This is a genomic window from Leuconostoc lactis (assembly GCF_007954625.1).
Taxonomy (GTDB): Bacteria; Bacillota; Bacilli; order Lactobacillales; family Lactobacillaceae; genus Leuconostoc; species Leuconostoc lactis_A.
The window spans coordinates 838,448-854,284 of the sequence record NZ_CP042420.1 but is presented as its reverse complement, the minus strand read 5'-3'; the positions used below and the strand labels follow the sequence as shown (position 1 = coordinate 854,284).

Below are 15,837 nucleotides of genomic sequence, written 5' to 3'. Positions count from 1 at the left end.
TAAATTTACTGCAATTATTATACCTTAAAACGACTTAACCGCAAAATTTGGCGCTTTAGCCTAATTTATTTTCGAGCAAAATTTGTTGCATGGCTTTTTCCATTTCGGGTGTCCGTACCCACTCTTCCCAGCCGTCATATTCCAACGGTAACAGGTTGTAGTGCGTATTAATATACTGTTCCAACGCTTCCACACTCGCTGATCGCGCAATATTCATCTTAAGAATGCGGACACGCTGAATGTAGCCATGCTCCGCTGCATACTCAGCCCGCCCATTATGCATAATATTCCCCAATTCAAAATAAATTGAGCCATCTAGACGCGTAATTTCTTCAATTAAGTTAAATGTTTCATTCATCATGTGTTATGCCTACTTTTTGCTGTCGCATAGCCGTTCGCACGACGAGCCAACTTGCAATCCAAATACTTAATAAAATGCCTAACATCCCAAGCAACATCGTCACAACTTCCGCCATGAGTAGCTTGGCATTAAAAAACATTGCCAACGGATATCTTAAACGCACAAACCAAATAATAAGTGGCAAATTAGCCCCTAAAACGCCAAAAAATAGGGTATTAATCGCCGTTCCTAAAATTTGCCCACCAATGATGCGTGCTTGCCCGTACAAGCCTGTGGCTGACATATCTGGCGTTCGTTCCACCACTTCAGCTAAATCTGCCACAATCGCCATCGCCGCTTCTGCAACGGCACCCAGTACCGAAATAACCATCACGGCCAGGGCAATGTGACTAAATGATAGGCCAACCGTCATCGACAGCCCTTCTAATTCTTCCGAATTTTCAGTCGTAAAGCCTTGAAATTGGCCAAAGTACTGCATGATACTAGCCAGTAGCATTAAAATGGCCACGACGATGACACTTGTTTTAAAGGCGATATTAGTGACCGCAACGTCATCAGCACCTAAATAGATCGCAATCGCTAAAATAATGAGACTTGTGATACTGATGACAACATAGGGATTAAATTGCCAATTAATTAAGACGATGAGAATAAATATCGCAAAAAAATTACAAATAAGGCCAATAAACGCTTTGACCCCTTGCCCACGGCCCACAAAAATCATGAGGCCTAATAAAATGAGCAGTAATAGCCCAATTGCATTCATGCCTTCACCGCCTTTCGCGACATCGCCCAACCGACAATCACACTCGTCACCGGCACAGCTAAGACAATTCCAATCCCGGAAACGACTGTTTGCAAAATACCAAGATTCATAATTTGATCCATAATGTACGCCCAGTTATTGCCGTTACGCAACATCAAAAAGACCATTGGCAACGTCTCGGCGATAAAAATCATAAAGAGCACGTTGACCAAGGTACCCATAATATCACGACCAACTGACAGGCCCGCCTGCCAGTAATCACTGAATTGCCGCGTCACGTTTTCGCGTCGCATCCCAAACTGCATCGCCACAATATCAGCTGCTTCATCCATCACCGCGCCCAACACACCAATCACGGTTTGCGCCATAAAAATTGATTTCGGCAGTTGTGTCACATAAGACATAGTTTCAAAATGTACCCCTTTGCCATGCGTCACCGCTAATACGGCAAACAAAATGAGCATCGTTAAGCCAGTCGTCACAACCGTTGCCAGCAACGTTAACGTCATTTGTAGTGTTTTCCCAAGGACTAAAGCCAAACTGGCAATGGCTAAGCCCAATGCCAGCACACTAAAGACCAATAAGACGTTCGCATTTTTATCATGGATATCAACATGAATGGCAACACCAAACAACACAACATTTAACACTAAGCTTAACAACAACCAACTCGTGGCGCGCCAGCGACTATAAATCACCAGCAGCCCAATGAATAAGGTGGCCAAAGCCCCAATCCAGGCATCACGTTTCAAAGATAAGATATGAATATTACCGCCAACATTTTCTAACAGCAATTGATCCCCGACACGATAGCGATTCGTGATGACTTGCGAGTCAGCGTACGTATTCGTCAACTTAATCGTTTGATGACGATTCAAAACAGCAACCGTTAAGTGTTGCGTGATCATCGTATCGCTATTATTGTGTTCATCGGTGGTGGCCTGCGTCACTTTTTCCGTCATTTGTGTGACTTGACCAACTGGTCCCTGATATAAAAATGCATCGTGCCTCAGGAAAAACCATACACCAACAATGGCGAGCAACACGATACCATATTTTTTTGCTGACTGTCGTAACATTATCTTTCTAACCGTCTATTTTTCCCAGTGACTGGCACCAATCGTGTTAAGAATTGAATCCGCTGCATCAATCGTGCCGCCTTACCAGGATCACGATCATCACGCGTTTCCGCTAAATAAGCCGTCAGTTCAGCCATATCAAAATTCGAGGTGATAAACGTGGTGAGCTCATTTTGCATCCGATATTCTAAAATTACACCTAAAATATCATCACGAATCCACATACTGAGGTTTTCAGCACCGAGATCATCAATGATCAACACCGTTGCTGTTTTAGCTTGGTTAAGTAGCCGTTCCCGTGCCGCATTATCCTTGCCAATCGTATTCTTCAAATCTACCGCAAATGACGGGAAATGCATCAACATCACATCGATATTGTTAGCCGCTAATGCGTTAGCCAAAGCGCCCATCAGATAGGTTTTTCCCACACCAAAATCGCCGTATAAATACAAACCTTGGACATAGTGGTCTTGATGTGCCAGCAATTTAGGCAAGATATCCACAATTGCTGTAATCACTTCAGCACGGCCAGGATCCGTGGCAATCGTTTGCAAATCAGCGTGACGAATGGCTTTGGGCATTTTATAGGCCGTTAATCGTTCTGCTTGCATCCGCTGTTGCGCCGTTTTTTCATTGGCCACATAACGGACATGCGGATAGCCTTTTTCAATCTCCAATTGTGGATAATAGCCTGGATAAAGCGCTTTTTCCCCACGGGCGATACGTTGTTTCTGTTGCACAAATTCATACAAATCCATCATTTTCAGTTGAAAAGCATCGGCCCGCAACGCATCTTGATGCTCAGCCCAAAATTGCCGCACATCCGCATCATCTGCAATCTTTTGGACAATATCAGCCAACTTGGTGTCTTCAATTTTAGGATACTTTTGTTGAAACTGTTTGAGTACGTCAGATAAATTTTGCATATTAATTCTTCGTCTTTATATTCTTTAATTTAGCCAATGCGGCCGCTACATCATCGGTGCTGACTGATGGATTGGCTGTCGTATCGGCGGCTGAAGTGGCTATGCTTGGTACTGGCTTCACGAATTTTGGCGTTGTCTTTTGCGGCTTTTGTTGGCGACTAAAGCGCTTTTCTTGCCGTGCTTGAGTTGCTTGCTGGTGTTGTTGAATTTGAATCAACGCTTTTTCTGGTGAATCGACCTGATTTTGTGTCCAAGAATCAGCAATCGTCGTCACTAAGGCTGGCTTGAGGTTATCATTTTGCAAACCAATCAACACATAATGGACTAAAATATTGACCACGGCAACTGGCAGAACACTTCGGGCAATCAAATAATCAACAACATCTCGTTCATTTTTCAGGACAAGCCCATTTTTAAGCGTTGTTTTAACATAGGCCAGAAATTCTTGTGCTGGGGTCTCTCGCGCAATGGCAATCAAAGCGCGTGCCTCGGCATTTTTAATTTCAGGTACGTCTGATGCTGTTGCGACTAACTTGTCAACCGATTGCGGACGTGGCGCAGTTTGTTGCCGCAGTAAGCGCTGAACTTCTTGCGGATTAATTTCATGTGTATCGAGTGTGACACTTTGATTAACAATCCCAGCTAACGTCACTTCGTCCACACCATACGTCAAATGCATCGCCACCAAGAAATTCCGTTGCTGTTGCAAATGTGTCGCCGACACGCCACGCACCATGTCGGCAAATGTCTCAAACGCAAACGTCACTGGTTCGGCGCGCACAACAGGCTCCTGATAAGCGAGTGGCGTGGTTGGCACGCTCACATCGTTTTGATTTTGAAATACCTGCAAGAAACGCGCAGAAATGTCTTCACCAGCCAGTGCCACTTGTCCTTGAACATCGTAGCGCTTTTGTAAGGTGAGATACCGGTCTTCGCCAACAAACTTGTACAGTAAACCGGCCAACAGCTGTTCCTTAAAGAATTTGTCCGCCGTCAAAGGCGTCAATAGTCGATAACCATATACTTCACCAAGTGCGTCACGCTGATATAAGGTTTTGATTAATCCTGCCGCTTCAAGGCGTCGTCTAAATTTAACAAAATTGGGCAGGCTAATGTTCAAACTATCAATAATAAAATTATGGTCTTGCCGCGTTACTTGTTCTTGGGCAAAGGGTAATTCATTAACCAATAAATGATACAAAGCGTAACTTGTTGCACCGATGAATGGTAAATACAAGTTAAAAACCCGCGACAAATCATCAGCTGTAATCAAATGATCGCTCTGAACGAAAACCCCTGCTGATGCATGAAATTCAATTGTCTCATTAATTTGCGTCATATTTTGGTGCAAGTTCCTTTAATTCAGTGATGAGTGCTTGGACTTGGGCAGTCAGTTGCGCTTGATCCCCATTATTATCAATCACGTAGTCGGCCTGGGCGACTTTCTCAGCCAACGGCATCTGTGACTGCATGCGGGCCTGCGCTTGTTGGACGTCTAGCTGATCACGCGCTTGTAACCGTGCTAACTGCACAGCTTCCTCTGCGGTGACAACGACAATTTTATCGACACGATTTTGTTGATGATAACCACGTTCAAATAACAGTGGCACATCTAAAATTAAAATCGGTGTCTGTTGTTGCCGCCAAAAGTTGATTTTATCTGACATGGCAGAACTAATAGCGGGTTGGATAATGCGATTTAAACGAGACAGTTCCGCTGGATTGTTGAAAACACGTTCACCGAGTAGCTGACGATTAAGTACCCCATTGTCAATGATCCCAGCACCAAATGCGAGTTTCAGTGCTTCTAACGTATGTGTTCCGGGCTCAACAACCTCCCGCGCCACAATATCAGCATCAACAACGGGGAAACCTGCCGCGCGCAGCTGCGCACTTACTGTTGATTTACCAGTAGCAATGCCACCTGTCAGTCCCACAATTAACATTATTGTTCACCACGCTTAGCCAATGTCATGGTAAACAAATGACGTGAATAAGCGACCCGCGTTGCATTCAAATAGGGTACAACGTAAATGTAAGCCAAGCCAGCCGTCAAAATACCGAGTAAGTGCCAGCCAATAAAACTTAATTCAAGCAGAAAAAGTTCCCACTTACGGCCGTTCATGACACGGCGGCTAATCGTGATATAATCTGTCAACTGGCGCTGACGCGTCCCATTTTCAAGATCAATCTTATAAGCAAAATAAGTTTGCGAATAAGCGAACAACTTAATGATGCCTGGAATCACAAAGAGTAACGTCCACAAAAAGAGCAAGACACTTTGCACAATTGTTAACAAAAACGTGTGAAAAACATTACCACGACGAAAAATTTGGAACGTCTCTTTGAGCGTTGGCCGTGCTAACGGCTTTTCAAACCAGTCAATTAATGTCCAACTGGTGGTCCAAATAAACATCATCTCAATCGCACTACTCAAAATATTTTCAATCGTATCATTAATCTGTGATACCGCCGAAGCGCTGTCTGCCACCTGTGGTGAGGGCGCCGTTGCAAAGCCCCAGAAAGTATAGGCGGCTAAACTAATCGTGTAAACAGATAAGATACTTAAAATAATTGGGATAATATTGATTTTAATGGCCGTACGATAGCGGCCACGGTAGAGCGCCTGTGCTTCACGCTTAACTTCACGAATACTAATTGGTTCTGTTGAATTCATTATTTCTCCTATGTCGTTGGTTCTTGTTTAATTTGACAAACTGGGCAAAAAGTCGTGCCACGTTGGCCGACTTTAATTTTAACTAACGGGGTACCACAGCGTAGGCACGGCTGATCAACGCGACCATAGGCCTGCAATTCATTTTGAAATTGACCAACCTCGCCAAAAACATTGCTAAAACTGTGGACCGTTGTGCCATGATGTGCAATAGCGCGTGCCATCTCTGAAATGATATTTTGTCGCAAAGTCGCTAATTGCATTTCCGACAACAGGTTGGCTGGTGTTTCTGGATGAATCTTACTTTGCCATAAGACCTCATCGGCATAAATATTGCCAATACCAGCAATTTGCGTTTGATCCAACAAAAACGATTTCACTGGTTTTTTGGAACGGGCAAATTTTGCTACCATATCTGCTAAGGTCAGGTCTTGCGCTGTTGGTTCAGGGCCAAGCTTGCCCAAAGCTGGCACAGCCAGCGTTTCCTGATTGGTTGTCGCTAGCACCATGCGCCCAAACCGGCGCGTATCATTGTAGAATAACACCCGATCATCAGCGAGTTCAAAAATAATTTCCGTATGCTTATGTGGCGTTGCATCAATCGGTTCAACCGAATATTGCCCTTCCATACGCAGGTGCGAGACAATGGTATGCCCATTTGATAACCGCAAGAGTAAATATTTTCCGCGACGATCAATCGCCGTAAAATGCGCATTGCGCACCCCTGTGATAAAGGCTTGTGAATCACCGGTAATGACCTTTGGATAAGGTAACTTCACTTGGGTAATTTGACTACCAATAATTAATTTTTCTAAGCCACGACGGACCGTTTCAACTTCTGGTAATTCTGGCATACACACCTCTTAACACTTATCTATCAGCTTTTATCATTAAAATGACTGGTTTTAAACCACTTTTTGTGATTCAAAACAATCGTCATGCGTAATACTAATTTTAACACATCCCATGAGGGATAAATGATATCCAATCAAAAAAGCTGCGGTATCAACAGATACCCCAACTTATTTTGACTGATAAATTTATGCCAATTCGGCAATTGTAGCACCATCACCACCAGCATTCGCATTAGCAAAACGGAAGGATTTGACGCGGCGATCTGACCGTAAGAACTCTGTCACGCCCTTACGCAACGCACCTGTCCCTTTGCCGTGGATGATTTCTACCGCACCTAAATTCGCCAATACGGCTTGATCAAGGTAACGATCCAACTCCGTCAAAGCCGCTTCATAGCGTACGCCACGTAAGTCCAAGCTTGATCGCGCTGACACACGAGCTGAACCACCCGCTGTCGTTGTTTTGACAATTTTTTGTTGTTTTTTCTTTTGCTTCGTTTTTTGAGCCTTGGTCGTGGCTTCGGTCTTCACAATATCGTCTTCATCAACCAGCATCTTCAAGATGCCCATCTCAACTTCCCATTGACCATTACTGTGTCGCTTAACCAGCGTTCCCTGTTGCCCATAAGATTGCACGACAATCTCATCGCCAGCAGCCAATTGCTTGGCGCGCTTAGCCTTTTGCAACACCTTATTTTTTTCCAAACTATCATTTTGGCGAAGCTTATCCAACGCCGCTTTTTTAGCTTGCAAGTCTTGTTCACTTAACTTGCCAGTCTGCTGGCCGGCATTCAAACGTTCCTTACGAATCTCTGAAATGAGTTGTTCAGCTTGTTTTTTCGTCGCGGCCACAATATGGTTGGCTTCGTTTTTAGCATCAAGCACAATCCGTGCACGGTCACGCTCTAACTGTGCCTCTTTGGCAGCCAGAGCTTCCGCTTGCTCAGCTGTTGACTTCAGTTGCATCGTCAGCTCGGCATCATGTTGTTTAACCGCCTCACGCTGCGCGACCAAATCAGCAATCATCTGATTCAGATCCTGATCAGATTCATCCGTTAAGGCCGTCGCTGCACCAATCACATCATCCCCAAAGCCCAACCGCTTAGCAATCGCTAAGGCATTTGATTGTCCCGGTACGCCCATCAAGAATTGATAGGTTGGCTTCAACGTTTCCACATCAAAGACCATTGAAGCGTTTAGTGTTTCTGGCCGGTTATAACCATAGAGTTTTAGTTCTGGATAGTGCGTCGTGGCAATTACATAGGCACCCAAACTTGCCACTTTATCCAAAATGGCGATAGCCAATGCGGCACCTTCGGCCGGATCAGTTCCTGCTCCTAATTCATCAAAAATTACCAATGTCTTATCATCAATTTGGTCTAACATCGACACAATATTAGCCATATGCGAACTAAATGTGGATAAACTCTGTTCAATTGACTGTTCATCCCCAATATCGGCAAAGACTTCGTGGAAAACGCCCACTGTCGATGGTCGCTTCGTCGTAATAAACAAGCCAGATTGCGCCATCAATTGTAATAAACCTAAGGTTTTGATGGTAATCGTCTTACCACCGGTGTTTGGTCCTGTAATGATAATGGCCTTATAATCTTCGCCTAAAACAATATCGTTAGCGACCGCCACGTGTTTGTCCAATAAGGGATGCCATGCTTGTTGCAAAGCCACATGATTGTCTGGATCCACAACCGGTTGCATCGCATCTAAACGTGCCGCCAAACGTGCCTTAGCATTCACAAAATCAAAATGACCCAAAATAGCCACATTACGGGCAATTTCCTCGGTGTATGGGGCTAACGCAGCTGACAATTCTTGCAGTACACGTTGCTCTTCGGCTTGTTCTTTAACGCGCAGTTCACTCAATTTATTATTGAGTTCAACCACTGCCTGTGGCTCAATATAAAGCGTTTGACCCGTTTGACTTTGGTCATGCACCACGCCACCAAATTGACTACGATATTCGGCCTTGACCGGTAACACATAGCGGTCTGCCCGAATGGTCACAATCGGATCACTGAGATACTGCGCGGTTTTCCCCCGCGTGTAACCTTGCATCTTCGTTTTAACGGCCTGTTCGTTACCAGTAATCTTGCCACGAATTGCTTTCAAGTCAAATGAAGCCTCATCATTAATGCGGCCGGTAGCATCAATTGCGATTTCGATTTGCTGGGTTAACGTTGGCAATGTCGCTAAGTTAGCCGCTTGTTCCGGCAAAACTTGTAGGGAATCCCCAATCGCTTCATCCGCCATTTGTTCAAAAAAGTGCGCAATCGCATTCGTATTCCGTAAAACGGTACTAAACTCTGACAATTCAGTGGCACTCAGGCTCGCATTGATCTTCAAACGCTTCAAATGTGGGGTAATATCCGCCAACTTGGCCAAAGGAATCCCACCTTTTAAGCGGTCAATTAAAACACCATCTGCCGTTTCTTGTAGCCAAGCGTTAATGACTGTTACATCCGTTTCCGGTTGTAATTGGTCAGCCTCTTGACGCCCAACTGGTGTCGCTAAAAAGTCCTGTAACTGCGCTTTGATTTTGTCATATTCAAGTGTTGTTAAAACTTTTTTATTCATAAATTTTGATACGCCCCCGTTCTGATTCAATAGTTTACCGTGTCATCAGGTAGGTCATTTATAGCCACCAGTGATAAATCTGCTCTGCAAAAAACGGCACGCCATCCAGCAATTGGTTCAACAATGGTGTGCTTAAAAATTGATCTTGGATCCACACATCAGGGACAACCGAGAGCACTTGGAGGGCAAAAAAGGCAATCACAACCCCAATCACACCATACAACAATGCCCCTAAAACGCCATCAACCCAGCCTAATATTGGGATATGCCGGATAACGTGCAAAGATCGCAGTACAAAATGGCTGACTGTCCCACCTAGGATGAGCAATAAACTAAACGCAATGCCTGAACCTAAAAATTGTGAGCCGTGACTCACAACATCTTGCGGCACCGTAGTACGCACAAACTGCCCCGCCAGAAAACGTGACAAAAACTGGCCAAACGGTTGCGCAAACTTAATGGCAATGTACCACACAACAACCCACAATGCTAAACGCAACAGGCCGTTAACGAACCCATGACGGTAGCCCGAAATCAACCAGAGTAGCACAAAAATGATGGCAATCCCAAGTAAAATCATGTGTTTGTCCCTTGTTTAAATAATTTATCTGTCGTCCGCGCGTGACTTTCCTGCTTGGCATCATCAATAATTGAGCTAATCGCATTACGTGGTGTGCGTTTAGCCGTAGTCTTTGGTGCTTGCTGCAGTTGCGCAATTTCTGCCTCTAATTTCGCCACTTGTTGTTGCAACGCATCGACTTCTGCCTGTTTGTAAAGCTGGTCTGACAGCGCGTTAAATGTCAACAGTGTCAGTTGGTCAACGGGCGCAAGCTTTGGGGCAACTGTTTTAATTTGCGTCATTTGCTTGTTAAACAGTGTTTCCGTTGCCTTAAAATGTGGCAAGCTCGCGTGCCCAGAAATTGTATAATTTTTACCGGCTAAATTTGCCCGATATTGTCGTTTCTCGTTTTGATAAGCCATTATTTTTATCCTTATAATATCTCATCCATTATACACCATATTTCAGGCGGTCAAAACTGCTATAATGACTAGTATGCAAACTGTTATTCAAGTGACCCCAACACAATTAAAAAAAATCACCGATTACTACGCCAACATGGCGACGGGCAAACAACCCACTGGCGCTATTTTTGTCGCTAAAAAAGGCCCCACGACCATCACCGCATATCGCTCGGGTAAAGTCATGTTCCAAGGGGCAAATTATGCCCAAGAAGCAGCCCGCTGGCAAACACCGGCACAACAAAACACCACCCGCCAAGCAACCGGTAAACAAGCGACAACGCCTGGTGTCAATATTCCCCAAGGGTTTGCCAATTGGTCCGTTTTAGGCTCTGATGAAGTTGGCGCGGGCGCTTATTTTGGACCACTCACCACTGCAGCAGTCTACGTCCCAAAAGACCAGCTTGCTTGGGTGCGACAACTGGGAATCGCTGATTCTAAAACATTAACCGATGCTAAAATGCGACAAATCGCGCCCGAAATCATCGCCAATTTACCGCATCATGTTGTGAATTTAATGCCGGAAAAGTATAATCAAATGCAACCGACCAACAATGTGAATCAAATGAAGGCGATTTCACATAATTTTGTTCTCGGTAAAGTTCTAGCAAAAATTGCCCCAACAACCCCTGATGCCATTCTCATTGACCAATTTGCGCAAGCCAGTACTTATTTCAAGTATTTAACCCAAGCCCAGCAATCCCCAATCATCAAAGACAACGTCCATTTCACCACGAAGGGCGAACAGTATCATTTAAGTGTGGCTGCAGCCTCAATTTTAGCCCGCGTTGTTGAACTTGACAGCATGGCTAAATTAAGTGAAGAAGCCGGCATACCATTACCCATTGGGGCAGGCCATCAGGCCGATGAAGCTGCTGCGCAATTACTTGATCGTGGTCTGGATTTAAACCATTTTGCCAAGGTGCATTTTGCTAACACCCAAAAGGCGCAAAAATTACGGCGCTAATTGAAACTGAATTTTTGGAGGAATAACAATGTTAAGCTTTCTGTTAATCCCATTCATCATTATCTTTCTCGGGATTTATTTTATCGCATTCTTATTTACAAACACATTCGGGATCATCCCCCGTTTACTTTTAGCCATTGTTTTGATTTTGGTAGTCAGTTTTGTAATCAAAAACTTCTTTGCGATTGTTGGCTTGTTGTTGCTGTTTGCGTTAGCCTTTTGGATCCGCATTCGCTTCATCAAACCACCCCGCGCGCCCGAAGACCCCAACACATTTGAAGGCGACTTTGAAGAAATCAATAAAAAGCCTTAAAAAAGCACAGCATACGCTGTGCTTTTTTAACGGCCAACACTTTTTTTGACTAATGTTTCAATCTGTGTTGCCACAGCTGGCGTTAATTCTGTGATGGCATAAGCTGTTGGCCACATCGCCGTCTCATCTAATTGCGCCGCATCGTTAAAGCCCAACGTTGAATAACGGGCTTTAAACTTCGTTGCCGGTTGGAAAAATAATACCGTTTTGCCTTGCGAATTGGCATAGGCTGGCATACCATACCATGTTTTGGGTTTCAGTTCCGGCGCAGTCGTTGTCACAATCTCATGTATTTTTAGTGCCAAACGTGCTTCCTCGTCGGTCATTTCCGCAATTTTTTCCAATAAATCAGCTTCAGTATTCTTCGTCCGACGCAATTCTGCTGCGCGTTCGCGCATGGCTTCACGTTCAAAGTCCGAAAAAGTTGTTTTTTCATTCATGCTGTAAGCCTCCCTTACTTTGGTTTTTATGTGTTACCCCTAGCATATCGAAAAAAGCGCGAAACAACAATAGTGATGCACAAACAGCTTTATCTTGGTTGGTCTTTTTGATATGATAGATAGGTCTGAATTATCAGTGAAATAACCAATGTTGCACGTGCATAATCAATTAGGGTCGCACCAAATGCTTATCAACGTATCCTGGCCAAACACCGTATCAAGACCACAATATCTCAAATAAAGGAAACGTTTTATGCCAGTCCCCCTACTTCAAAAATTCTTGTTTAGAATTTTGCATCACCCTAATACAGTGGCCATCGTACTGCTGAGTACGATGGTGATGATCATGTTGAGCTACAATACGATTATTCGCTTCGGTTTGTCATGGCCCATCGTGATGACGATTTTAAAAGTTTACCCACTCGCTGTGTTATTCATCTACTGCTTACGCACTTATGTGACATTGCCACTCGTGTTAAAGCTACATAATTATTTTCCGAAGCACTTCACGACAGTTGTGCCAAGACACGTTTCAATTCCAGTTCTCGTAATTGCCGGTAATGTTTCGGTCATGATGGTCATTTTAACTGAAACCCATCGTCAACTTTACCCTTACTTTATTCCTGGCTACTTTGGTAACTGGGCCAAAACATTTTTCGTTGCTGTCCCCGTCTTCTTTTTTATCGTTCGGCCAGCCATTGACTACTTATTCAATAATTTAAAAGTGAAGTACCCGTCAATTGATTAACCGTGATCATCTGCTATGTCTTATGTAGCAGATGATCACTTTTTTATTGCCAACAAAAAAAAAGCATCTCAATCGATGCGTTCCAAAAAATAGGTTTGATTTATCGCCCATCAACGACTGCTTACGTGAGTTTTTCAACGGTGATGACTTGATTGAAGACGATTTTTGCTGGGTGATTGGATGCAACCTGCGGCCAATCGAGCTGGTCTTCTTGATTTGGGTTTCCTGTTTTCACAAACTGCGTGAAATAAGCTTGCATGTGCGCCGCGAGCGGATAAGCCTTGCTTGTGTCCAAATCGGCCAGCATCGGTGCATTATCCCATTCGGCAAAATTGTTAAAAATAAACGGTAAATCAATACAATGACAAGCCAACATCAGGGGGTCTTTGGCGGCAAACGCCATCTCATAAAGATAGCTTGGCGCTTGTTGAGACGCAAATCCAGTAACTAACGCTTGCGTTGGGATTTGGAAAATATCAGTCGTTGTTTTTTGCACCATATCGAAGTAATTGGCTTGTTTTTTCACCTCTGGCTGTTGGAAAAAAGCAGTCGTTTCATTGGTTGTGGTACCAACAAAGAGTTGTGTCTTAGCATTGGCGCGGTCCAACGCACCTTGCATGATAGAACCAGTGATAATGTGCCCATCGACATACGGATAAAAGCCCGTTGGTACCGGATCGCCGGTCCGTCTTTGCATTTCTAATGCCACGGCACCCTGCGCTGTCACAATCTTTTCAACTGGCACTTGTGTCAATTCAGCCGGATCATCTAAGCCCAGTTGCGCAAGTAAAATAGCCGTTAACATCGCCGCTTTTTCTTTGGTTAACGGCTCAGCTGCCCCTGGAAAACTCAATAAACCAATCCGATTGATCAATTGACTGGCCATTGGGGATGCAAATAGGGCTAACGTATACCAAGCACCCACCGATTGCCCCGCCACCGTAATCTGTTCTGGATCGCCACCAAAAACCGCGATGTTGTCCTTGACCCAGGTTAAGGCCGTGATTAAATCATGGAGTGCCAAATTGTCATCCGCAACCCCTGGTTGATAGAGATGGCCCAAGGCGCCTAATCGATAATTAACGGTGACCACCACAATATCGCCATTTTCAGCCAAATTTTGCCCGTTATACCAAGGAAGTGCGCCACCACCGGTCAAAAAGCCCCCACCATGAATCCAAAAAAGCACTGGTTTTTTCGTGTGTGAACCAGTCGTCCACACATTTAAACGAAAAGCATCTTCGGACTGATTTTTTTCTTCAGGTTTGCTCCCCATCACCGGCCCCAAGCGGTTAATATCTTGGTTGAATATTGGGCCGGGCTTGGTCGCCAGTCGTGTCCCTTCCCAAGTATTTGGTGCTGCAACATACTTAAAGCGTCCTGCGAATTGTCCATAAGGGATATCGTAAAATGCGTGCGTTTGGCCTTCTTTTGTCCCAAGTAACTGCCCTTGGGTAACCTGTACAACCAATTCATCTGTCATGTGACACGACCTTTCTCGTCTTAATCCTGTCGAATGCCTTGCATAAATGCGGCAATCACTGCATCAATATAGTCCGTATCTACAACCTCTGTATACAAAAATACTCTCAGATAAACTGCGCCAAATAACATATCCAATGCCTTATCCAGATCAATATCAGGCTTAATCACGTGCTGCGCTTGACCAGCTGTTAAGAGTTGCTTTGCTGCGCAGCGTTTGACTTCAAAAAATGTCGTTTGAAAAGCAGTCACGCGGTCAGGTTGATCAATTAAAACGGTAATTAAGGCGCGACCAAGTGGCTGATTTAAGATGACCACAAGGTCCCCAATCACTTGGCGGAAGTTATCCGCAATTGATAATGCTGGATCAAAATTAACGTCAACTGTGGTGACGTGTAAAAAGGCCGCAAAGAGTAAGGCTTCCTTATTTGGCCACCAACGATAAATTGTTGCTTTACTCACACCTGATTGTTTCGCAATGGCTTCAATCGTCAAGTTCGAAAACGGCACCGTCTCTAATAATGATATGGTCGCTTGGATAATGGCTGTTTTGGCCGCTTCGCTACGTGGGCGGCCGACTGATTTATCTTGTGTACTGGGATTATGCATTGTACCCTCCTGTTAGGGTTAATTATAAAACGATACGTTTCGTTTTATAATAGAAAAAATACTTAAAATACCATAATGGAAATTTTCAGGGTGTTTGCCTACCACTTTTCTGAGTGTTTTGTTATGCTAGAAGCAATGATTGACGTGGGTTATCCCACAGAACAAGCTATATATAGGGGGAATTTGATCATGAATGAAAATGGTAAAACAGTGCCTGAAGAAATACGCGGTTGGAACTGGGGGGCATTTATTTACAATATCTTTTGGGGCATTGGCAATAAAACCTACCTACCACTACTTTGTCTCATCCCTGTCTTCAATCTCGTTTGGGTATTTGTCTGTGGGTTCAAAGGCAACGAATGGGCTTGGCAAAAGGGTGATTACCAAGATGTTGACACTTTTAAAGCCGTTCAAGCGACTTGGAATCGGGCCGGACTTGTCCAATTCATTATCGCAGTGATTCTTGGCATACTTTATGTCTTCTTTTTTGTGACAATGCTCTCAACACTCATTAATAACAGCTATTAAAGTCGCATCAAAGATTAACGTGCTGTCGTACTGACCAACGTCAACGCACGTTGGTCGGGTTGCAATGTGAAACCATTGTGATAATAAAATTGTTCAGCTGGTGTCCCCTCTTCAGTTTCTAATATGATATGCGGGATATCGGCCGCTGATAAATCGGCTTTAATCATTTCAAGCAAAAGGGTGCCGACACCCTTTTTTTGTTGATCAGCAGCTACAAATAAGTCTAATAACTGGTATTCTACCCCACGATGCCACGGCTTAGAAAAGCCTAAGGCCACCCCGATAAGTTGTTTTGCTTCCCAAATTGCATAGCAACGATTAGTGTTCATTGCCAGTAAGCGTGAGATATATTGGCTCACGTCAGATAAAGCATGCGTTTCAAACCATGGTGCTTGGGAAAATACCGTTTGATATAATTGCGCAGCAGCTGTGATATCTACCGCAGTTAAGCGTCCAACTCGTTTTGTCATCTGTCATA

At 44.2% G+C, this 15,837-nt stretch carries 19 protein-coding genes; 4 read left to right on the top strand and 15 right to left on the bottom strand.

What is annotated here, in order from left to right; genetic code table 11:
- Positions 1–55: 55 nt before the first annotated feature.
- The 11 genes from FGL80_RS04365 to zapA form a co-directional block, all read right to left on the bottom strand.
- The gene (locus FGL80_RS04365) at positions 56–358 is read right to left on the bottom strand and encodes a hypothetical protein (protein ID WP_029508974.1); all 303 of its coding nucleotides are present in this window, start codon (positions 356–358) and stop codon (positions 56–58) included.
- Entirely contained in the window at positions 351–1,127 is a 777-nt protein-coding gene (locus FGL80_RS04360; RefSeq protein WP_010001352.1) for a YibE/F family protein, read from the bottom strand. Before FGL80_RS04360 ends, FGL80_RS04365 begins: the two co-directional genes overlap by 8 nt.
- Positions 1,124–2,206, bottom strand: coding sequence for a YibE/F family protein (locus FGL80_RS04355; RefSeq protein ID WP_055308319.1), 1,083 nt, complete (start codon positions 2,204–2,206; stop codon positions 1,124–1,126). Before FGL80_RS04355 ends, FGL80_RS04360 begins: the two co-directional genes overlap by 4 nt.
- Positions 2,206–3,132, bottom strand: coding sequence for a primosomal protein DnaI (gene dnaI, locus FGL80_RS04350; protein ID WP_055308320.1), 927 nt, complete (start codon positions 3,130–3,132; stop codon positions 2,206–2,208). Before dnaI ends, FGL80_RS04355 begins: the two co-directional genes overlap by 1 nt.
- 1 nt (position 3,133) lies before the next feature.
- Positions 3,134–4,471 (bottom strand): DnaD domain protein, encoded by a 1,338-nt coding sequence (locus tag FGL80_RS04345; protein WP_055308321.1) that lies wholly within the window; start codon positions 4,469–4,471, stop codon positions 3,134–3,136.
- Positions 4,458–5,078: a dephospho-CoA kinase gene (coaE, locus tag FGL80_RS04340; protein ID WP_055308322.1), complete on the bottom strand. Its 621-nt coding sequence runs from the start codon at positions 5,076–5,078 to the stop codon at positions 4,458–4,460. The genes FGL80_RS04345 and coaE overlap by 14 nt, the downstream gene beginning before the upstream one ends.
- Positions 5,078–5,809 carry a DUF975 family protein gene (locus FGL80_RS04335; RefSeq protein ID WP_055308323.1) on the bottom strand — a complete coding sequence of 244 codons (732 nt, stop codon included), beginning with the start codon at positions 5,807–5,809 and terminating at the stop codon, positions 5,078–5,080. Before FGL80_RS04335 ends, coaE begins: the two co-directional genes overlap by 1 nt.
- Before the next feature lie 8 nt (positions 5,810–5,817).
- On the bottom strand, positions 5,818–6,660 hold the full coding sequence (mutM, locus tag FGL80_RS04330; protein ID WP_055308324.1) for a bifunctional DNA-formamidopyrimidine glycosylase/DNA-(apurinic or apyrimidinic site) lyase: 843 nt from the start codon (positions 6,658–6,660) through the stop codon (positions 5,818–5,820).
- Between the two features lie 186 nt (positions 6,661–6,846).
- Positions 6,847–9,252: an endonuclease MutS2 gene (locus FGL80_RS04325; RefSeq protein WP_055308325.1), complete on the bottom strand. Its 2,406-nt coding sequence runs from the start codon at positions 9,250–9,252 to the stop codon at positions 6,847–6,849.
- A gap of 58 nt (positions 9,253–9,310) precedes the next feature.
- Positions 9,311–9,832: a CvpA family protein gene (locus tag FGL80_RS04320; RefSeq protein ID WP_048700499.1), complete on the bottom strand. Its 522-nt coding sequence runs from the start codon at positions 9,830–9,832 to the stop codon at positions 9,311–9,313.
- Positions 9,829–10,233 (bottom strand): cell division protein ZapA, encoded by a 405-nt coding sequence (gene zapA / locus FGL80_RS04315; RefSeq protein ID WP_029509925.1) that lies wholly within the window; start codon positions 10,231–10,233, stop codon positions 9,829–9,831. The genes FGL80_RS04320 and zapA overlap by 4 nt, the downstream gene beginning before the upstream one ends.
- Before the next feature lie 73 nt (positions 10,234–10,306).
- On the opposite strand from zapA, the gene rnhC reads away from it, so the two are divergent.
- Together rnhC and FGL80_RS04305 are read left to right on the top strand one after the other, a co-directional pair.
- Positions 10,307–11,239 carry a ribonuclease HIII gene (gene rnhC / locus FGL80_RS04310; protein ID WP_055308404.1) on the top strand — a complete coding sequence of 311 codons (933 nt, stop codon included), beginning with the start codon at positions 10,307–10,309 and terminating at the stop codon, positions 11,237–11,239.
- A gap of 28 nt (positions 11,240–11,267) precedes the next feature.
- Complete coding sequence (locus FGL80_RS04305; protein ID WP_010001292.1) at positions 11,268–11,552, top strand: AFWIR motif membrane protein; 285 nt, start codon at positions 11,268–11,270, stop codon at positions 11,550–11,552.
- 26 nt (positions 11,553–11,578) lie between these two features.
- Here the strand turns inward: FGL80_RS04305 and FGL80_RS04300 are convergent, their stop codons facing one another.
- Positions 11,579–11,992, bottom strand: coding sequence for an iron chaperone (locus FGL80_RS04300; RefSeq protein ID WP_055308326.1), 414 nt, complete (start codon positions 11,990–11,992; stop codon positions 11,579–11,581).
- Between the two features lie 253 nt (positions 11,993–12,245).
- Here FGL80_RS04300 and FGL80_RS04295 point away from each other — a divergent pair, with 253 nt between their 5' ends.
- Complete coding sequence (locus tag FGL80_RS04295) at positions 12,246–12,740, top strand: hypothetical protein (RefSeq protein ID WP_010001289.1); 495 nt, start codon at positions 12,246–12,248, stop codon at positions 12,738–12,740.
- Positions 12,741–12,861: 121 nt separating this feature from the next.
- On the opposite strand, the gene FGL80_RS04290 is transcribed toward FGL80_RS04295, so the two are convergent.
- Positions 12,862–14,223, bottom strand: coding sequence for a carboxylesterase family protein (locus tag FGL80_RS04290; RefSeq protein WP_055308327.1), 1,362 nt, complete (start codon positions 14,221–14,223; stop codon positions 12,862–12,864).
- Positions 14,224–14,243: 20 nt separating this feature from the next.
- Positions 14,244–14,831: a TetR/AcrR family transcriptional regulator gene (locus FGL80_RS04285; protein WP_055308328.1), complete on the bottom strand. Its 588-nt coding sequence runs from the start codon at positions 14,829–14,831 to the stop codon at positions 14,244–14,246.
- A 189-nt stretch (positions 14,832–15,020) separates the two neighbouring features.
- Between FGL80_RS04285 and FGL80_RS04280 the strand changes: the two genes are divergently transcribed.
- Positions 15,021–15,359 (top strand): hypothetical protein, encoded by a 339-nt coding sequence (locus FGL80_RS04280; RefSeq protein ID WP_055308405.1) that lies wholly within the window; start codon positions 15,021–15,023, stop codon positions 15,357–15,359.
- A 14-nt stretch (positions 15,360–15,373) separates the two neighbouring features.
- Here the strand turns inward: FGL80_RS04280 and FGL80_RS04275 are convergent, their stop codons facing one another.
- Positions 15,374–15,829: a GNAT family N-acetyltransferase gene (locus tag FGL80_RS04275; RefSeq protein ID WP_055308329.1), complete on the bottom strand. Its 456-nt coding sequence runs from the start codon at positions 15,827–15,829 to the stop codon at positions 15,374–15,376.
- Positions 15,830–15,837 lie beyond the last annotated feature (8 nt).

Coding starts and splice junctions, on each gene's coding strand:
- FGL80_RS04365 (WP_029508974.1), bottom strand. CDS start 358: ATGAATGAAACATTTAACTTAATTGAAGAAATTACGCGTCTAGATGGC.
- FGL80_RS04360 (WP_010001352.1), bottom strand. CDS start 1,127: ATGAATGCAATTGGGCTATTACTGCTCATTTTATTAGGCCTCATGATT.
- FGL80_RS04355 (WP_055308319.1), bottom strand. CDS start 2,206: ATGTTACGACAGTCAGCAAAAAAATATGGTATCGTGTTGCTCGCCATT.
- dnaI (WP_055308320.1), bottom strand. CDS start 3,132: ATGCAAAATTTATCTGACGTACTCAAACAGTTTCAACAAAAGTATCCT.
- FGL80_RS04345 (WP_055308321.1), bottom strand. CDS start 4,471: ATGACGCAAATTAATGAGACAATTGAATTTCATGCATCAGCAGGGGTT.
- coaE (WP_055308322.1), bottom strand. CDS start 5,078: ATGTTAATTGTGGGACTGACAGGTGGCATTGCTACTGGTAAATCAACA.
- FGL80_RS04335 (WP_055308323.1), bottom strand. CDS start 5,809: ATGAATTCAACAGAACCAATTAGTATTCGTGAAGTTAAGCGTGAAGCA.
- mutM (WP_055308324.1), bottom strand. CDS start 6,660: ATGCCAGAATTACCAGAAGTTGAAACGGTCCGTCGTGGCTTAGAAAAA.
- FGL80_RS04325 (WP_055308325.1), bottom strand. CDS start 9,252: ATGAATAAAAAAGTTTTAACAACACTTGAATATGACAAAATCAAAGCG.
- FGL80_RS04320 (WP_048700499.1), bottom strand. CDS start 9,832: ATGATTTTACTTGGGATTGCCATCATTTTTGTGCTACTCTGGTTGATT.
- zapA (WP_029509925.1), bottom strand. CDS start 10,233: ATGGCTTATCAAAACGAGAAACGACAATATCGGGCAAATTTAGCCGGT.
- rnhC (WP_055308404.1), top strand. CDS start 10,307: ATGCAAACTGTTATTCAAGTGACCCCAACACAATTAAAAAAAATCACC.
- FGL80_RS04305 (WP_010001292.1), top strand. CDS start 11,268: ATGTTAAGCTTTCTGTTAATCCCATTCATCATTATCTTTCTCGGGATT.
- FGL80_RS04300 (WP_055308326.1), bottom strand. CDS start 11,992: ATGAATGAAAAAACAACTTTTTCGGACTTTGAACGTGAAGCCATGCGC.
- FGL80_RS04295 (WP_010001289.1), top strand. CDS start 12,246: ATGCCAGTCCCCCTACTTCAAAAATTCTTGTTTAGAATTTTGCATCAC.
- FGL80_RS04290 (WP_055308327.1), bottom strand. CDS start 14,223: ATGACAGATGAATTGGTTGTACAGGTTACCCAAGGGCAGTTACTTGGG.
- FGL80_RS04285 (WP_055308328.1), bottom strand. CDS start 14,831: ATGCATAATCCCAGTACACAAGATAAATCAGTCGGCCGCCCACGTAGC.
- FGL80_RS04280 (WP_055308405.1), top strand. CDS start 15,021: ATGAATGAAAATGGTAAAACAGTGCCTGAAGAAATACGCGGTTGGAAC.
- FGL80_RS04275 (WP_055308329.1), bottom strand. CDS start 15,829: ATGACAAAACGAGTTGGACGCTTAACTGCGGTAGATATCACAGCTGCT.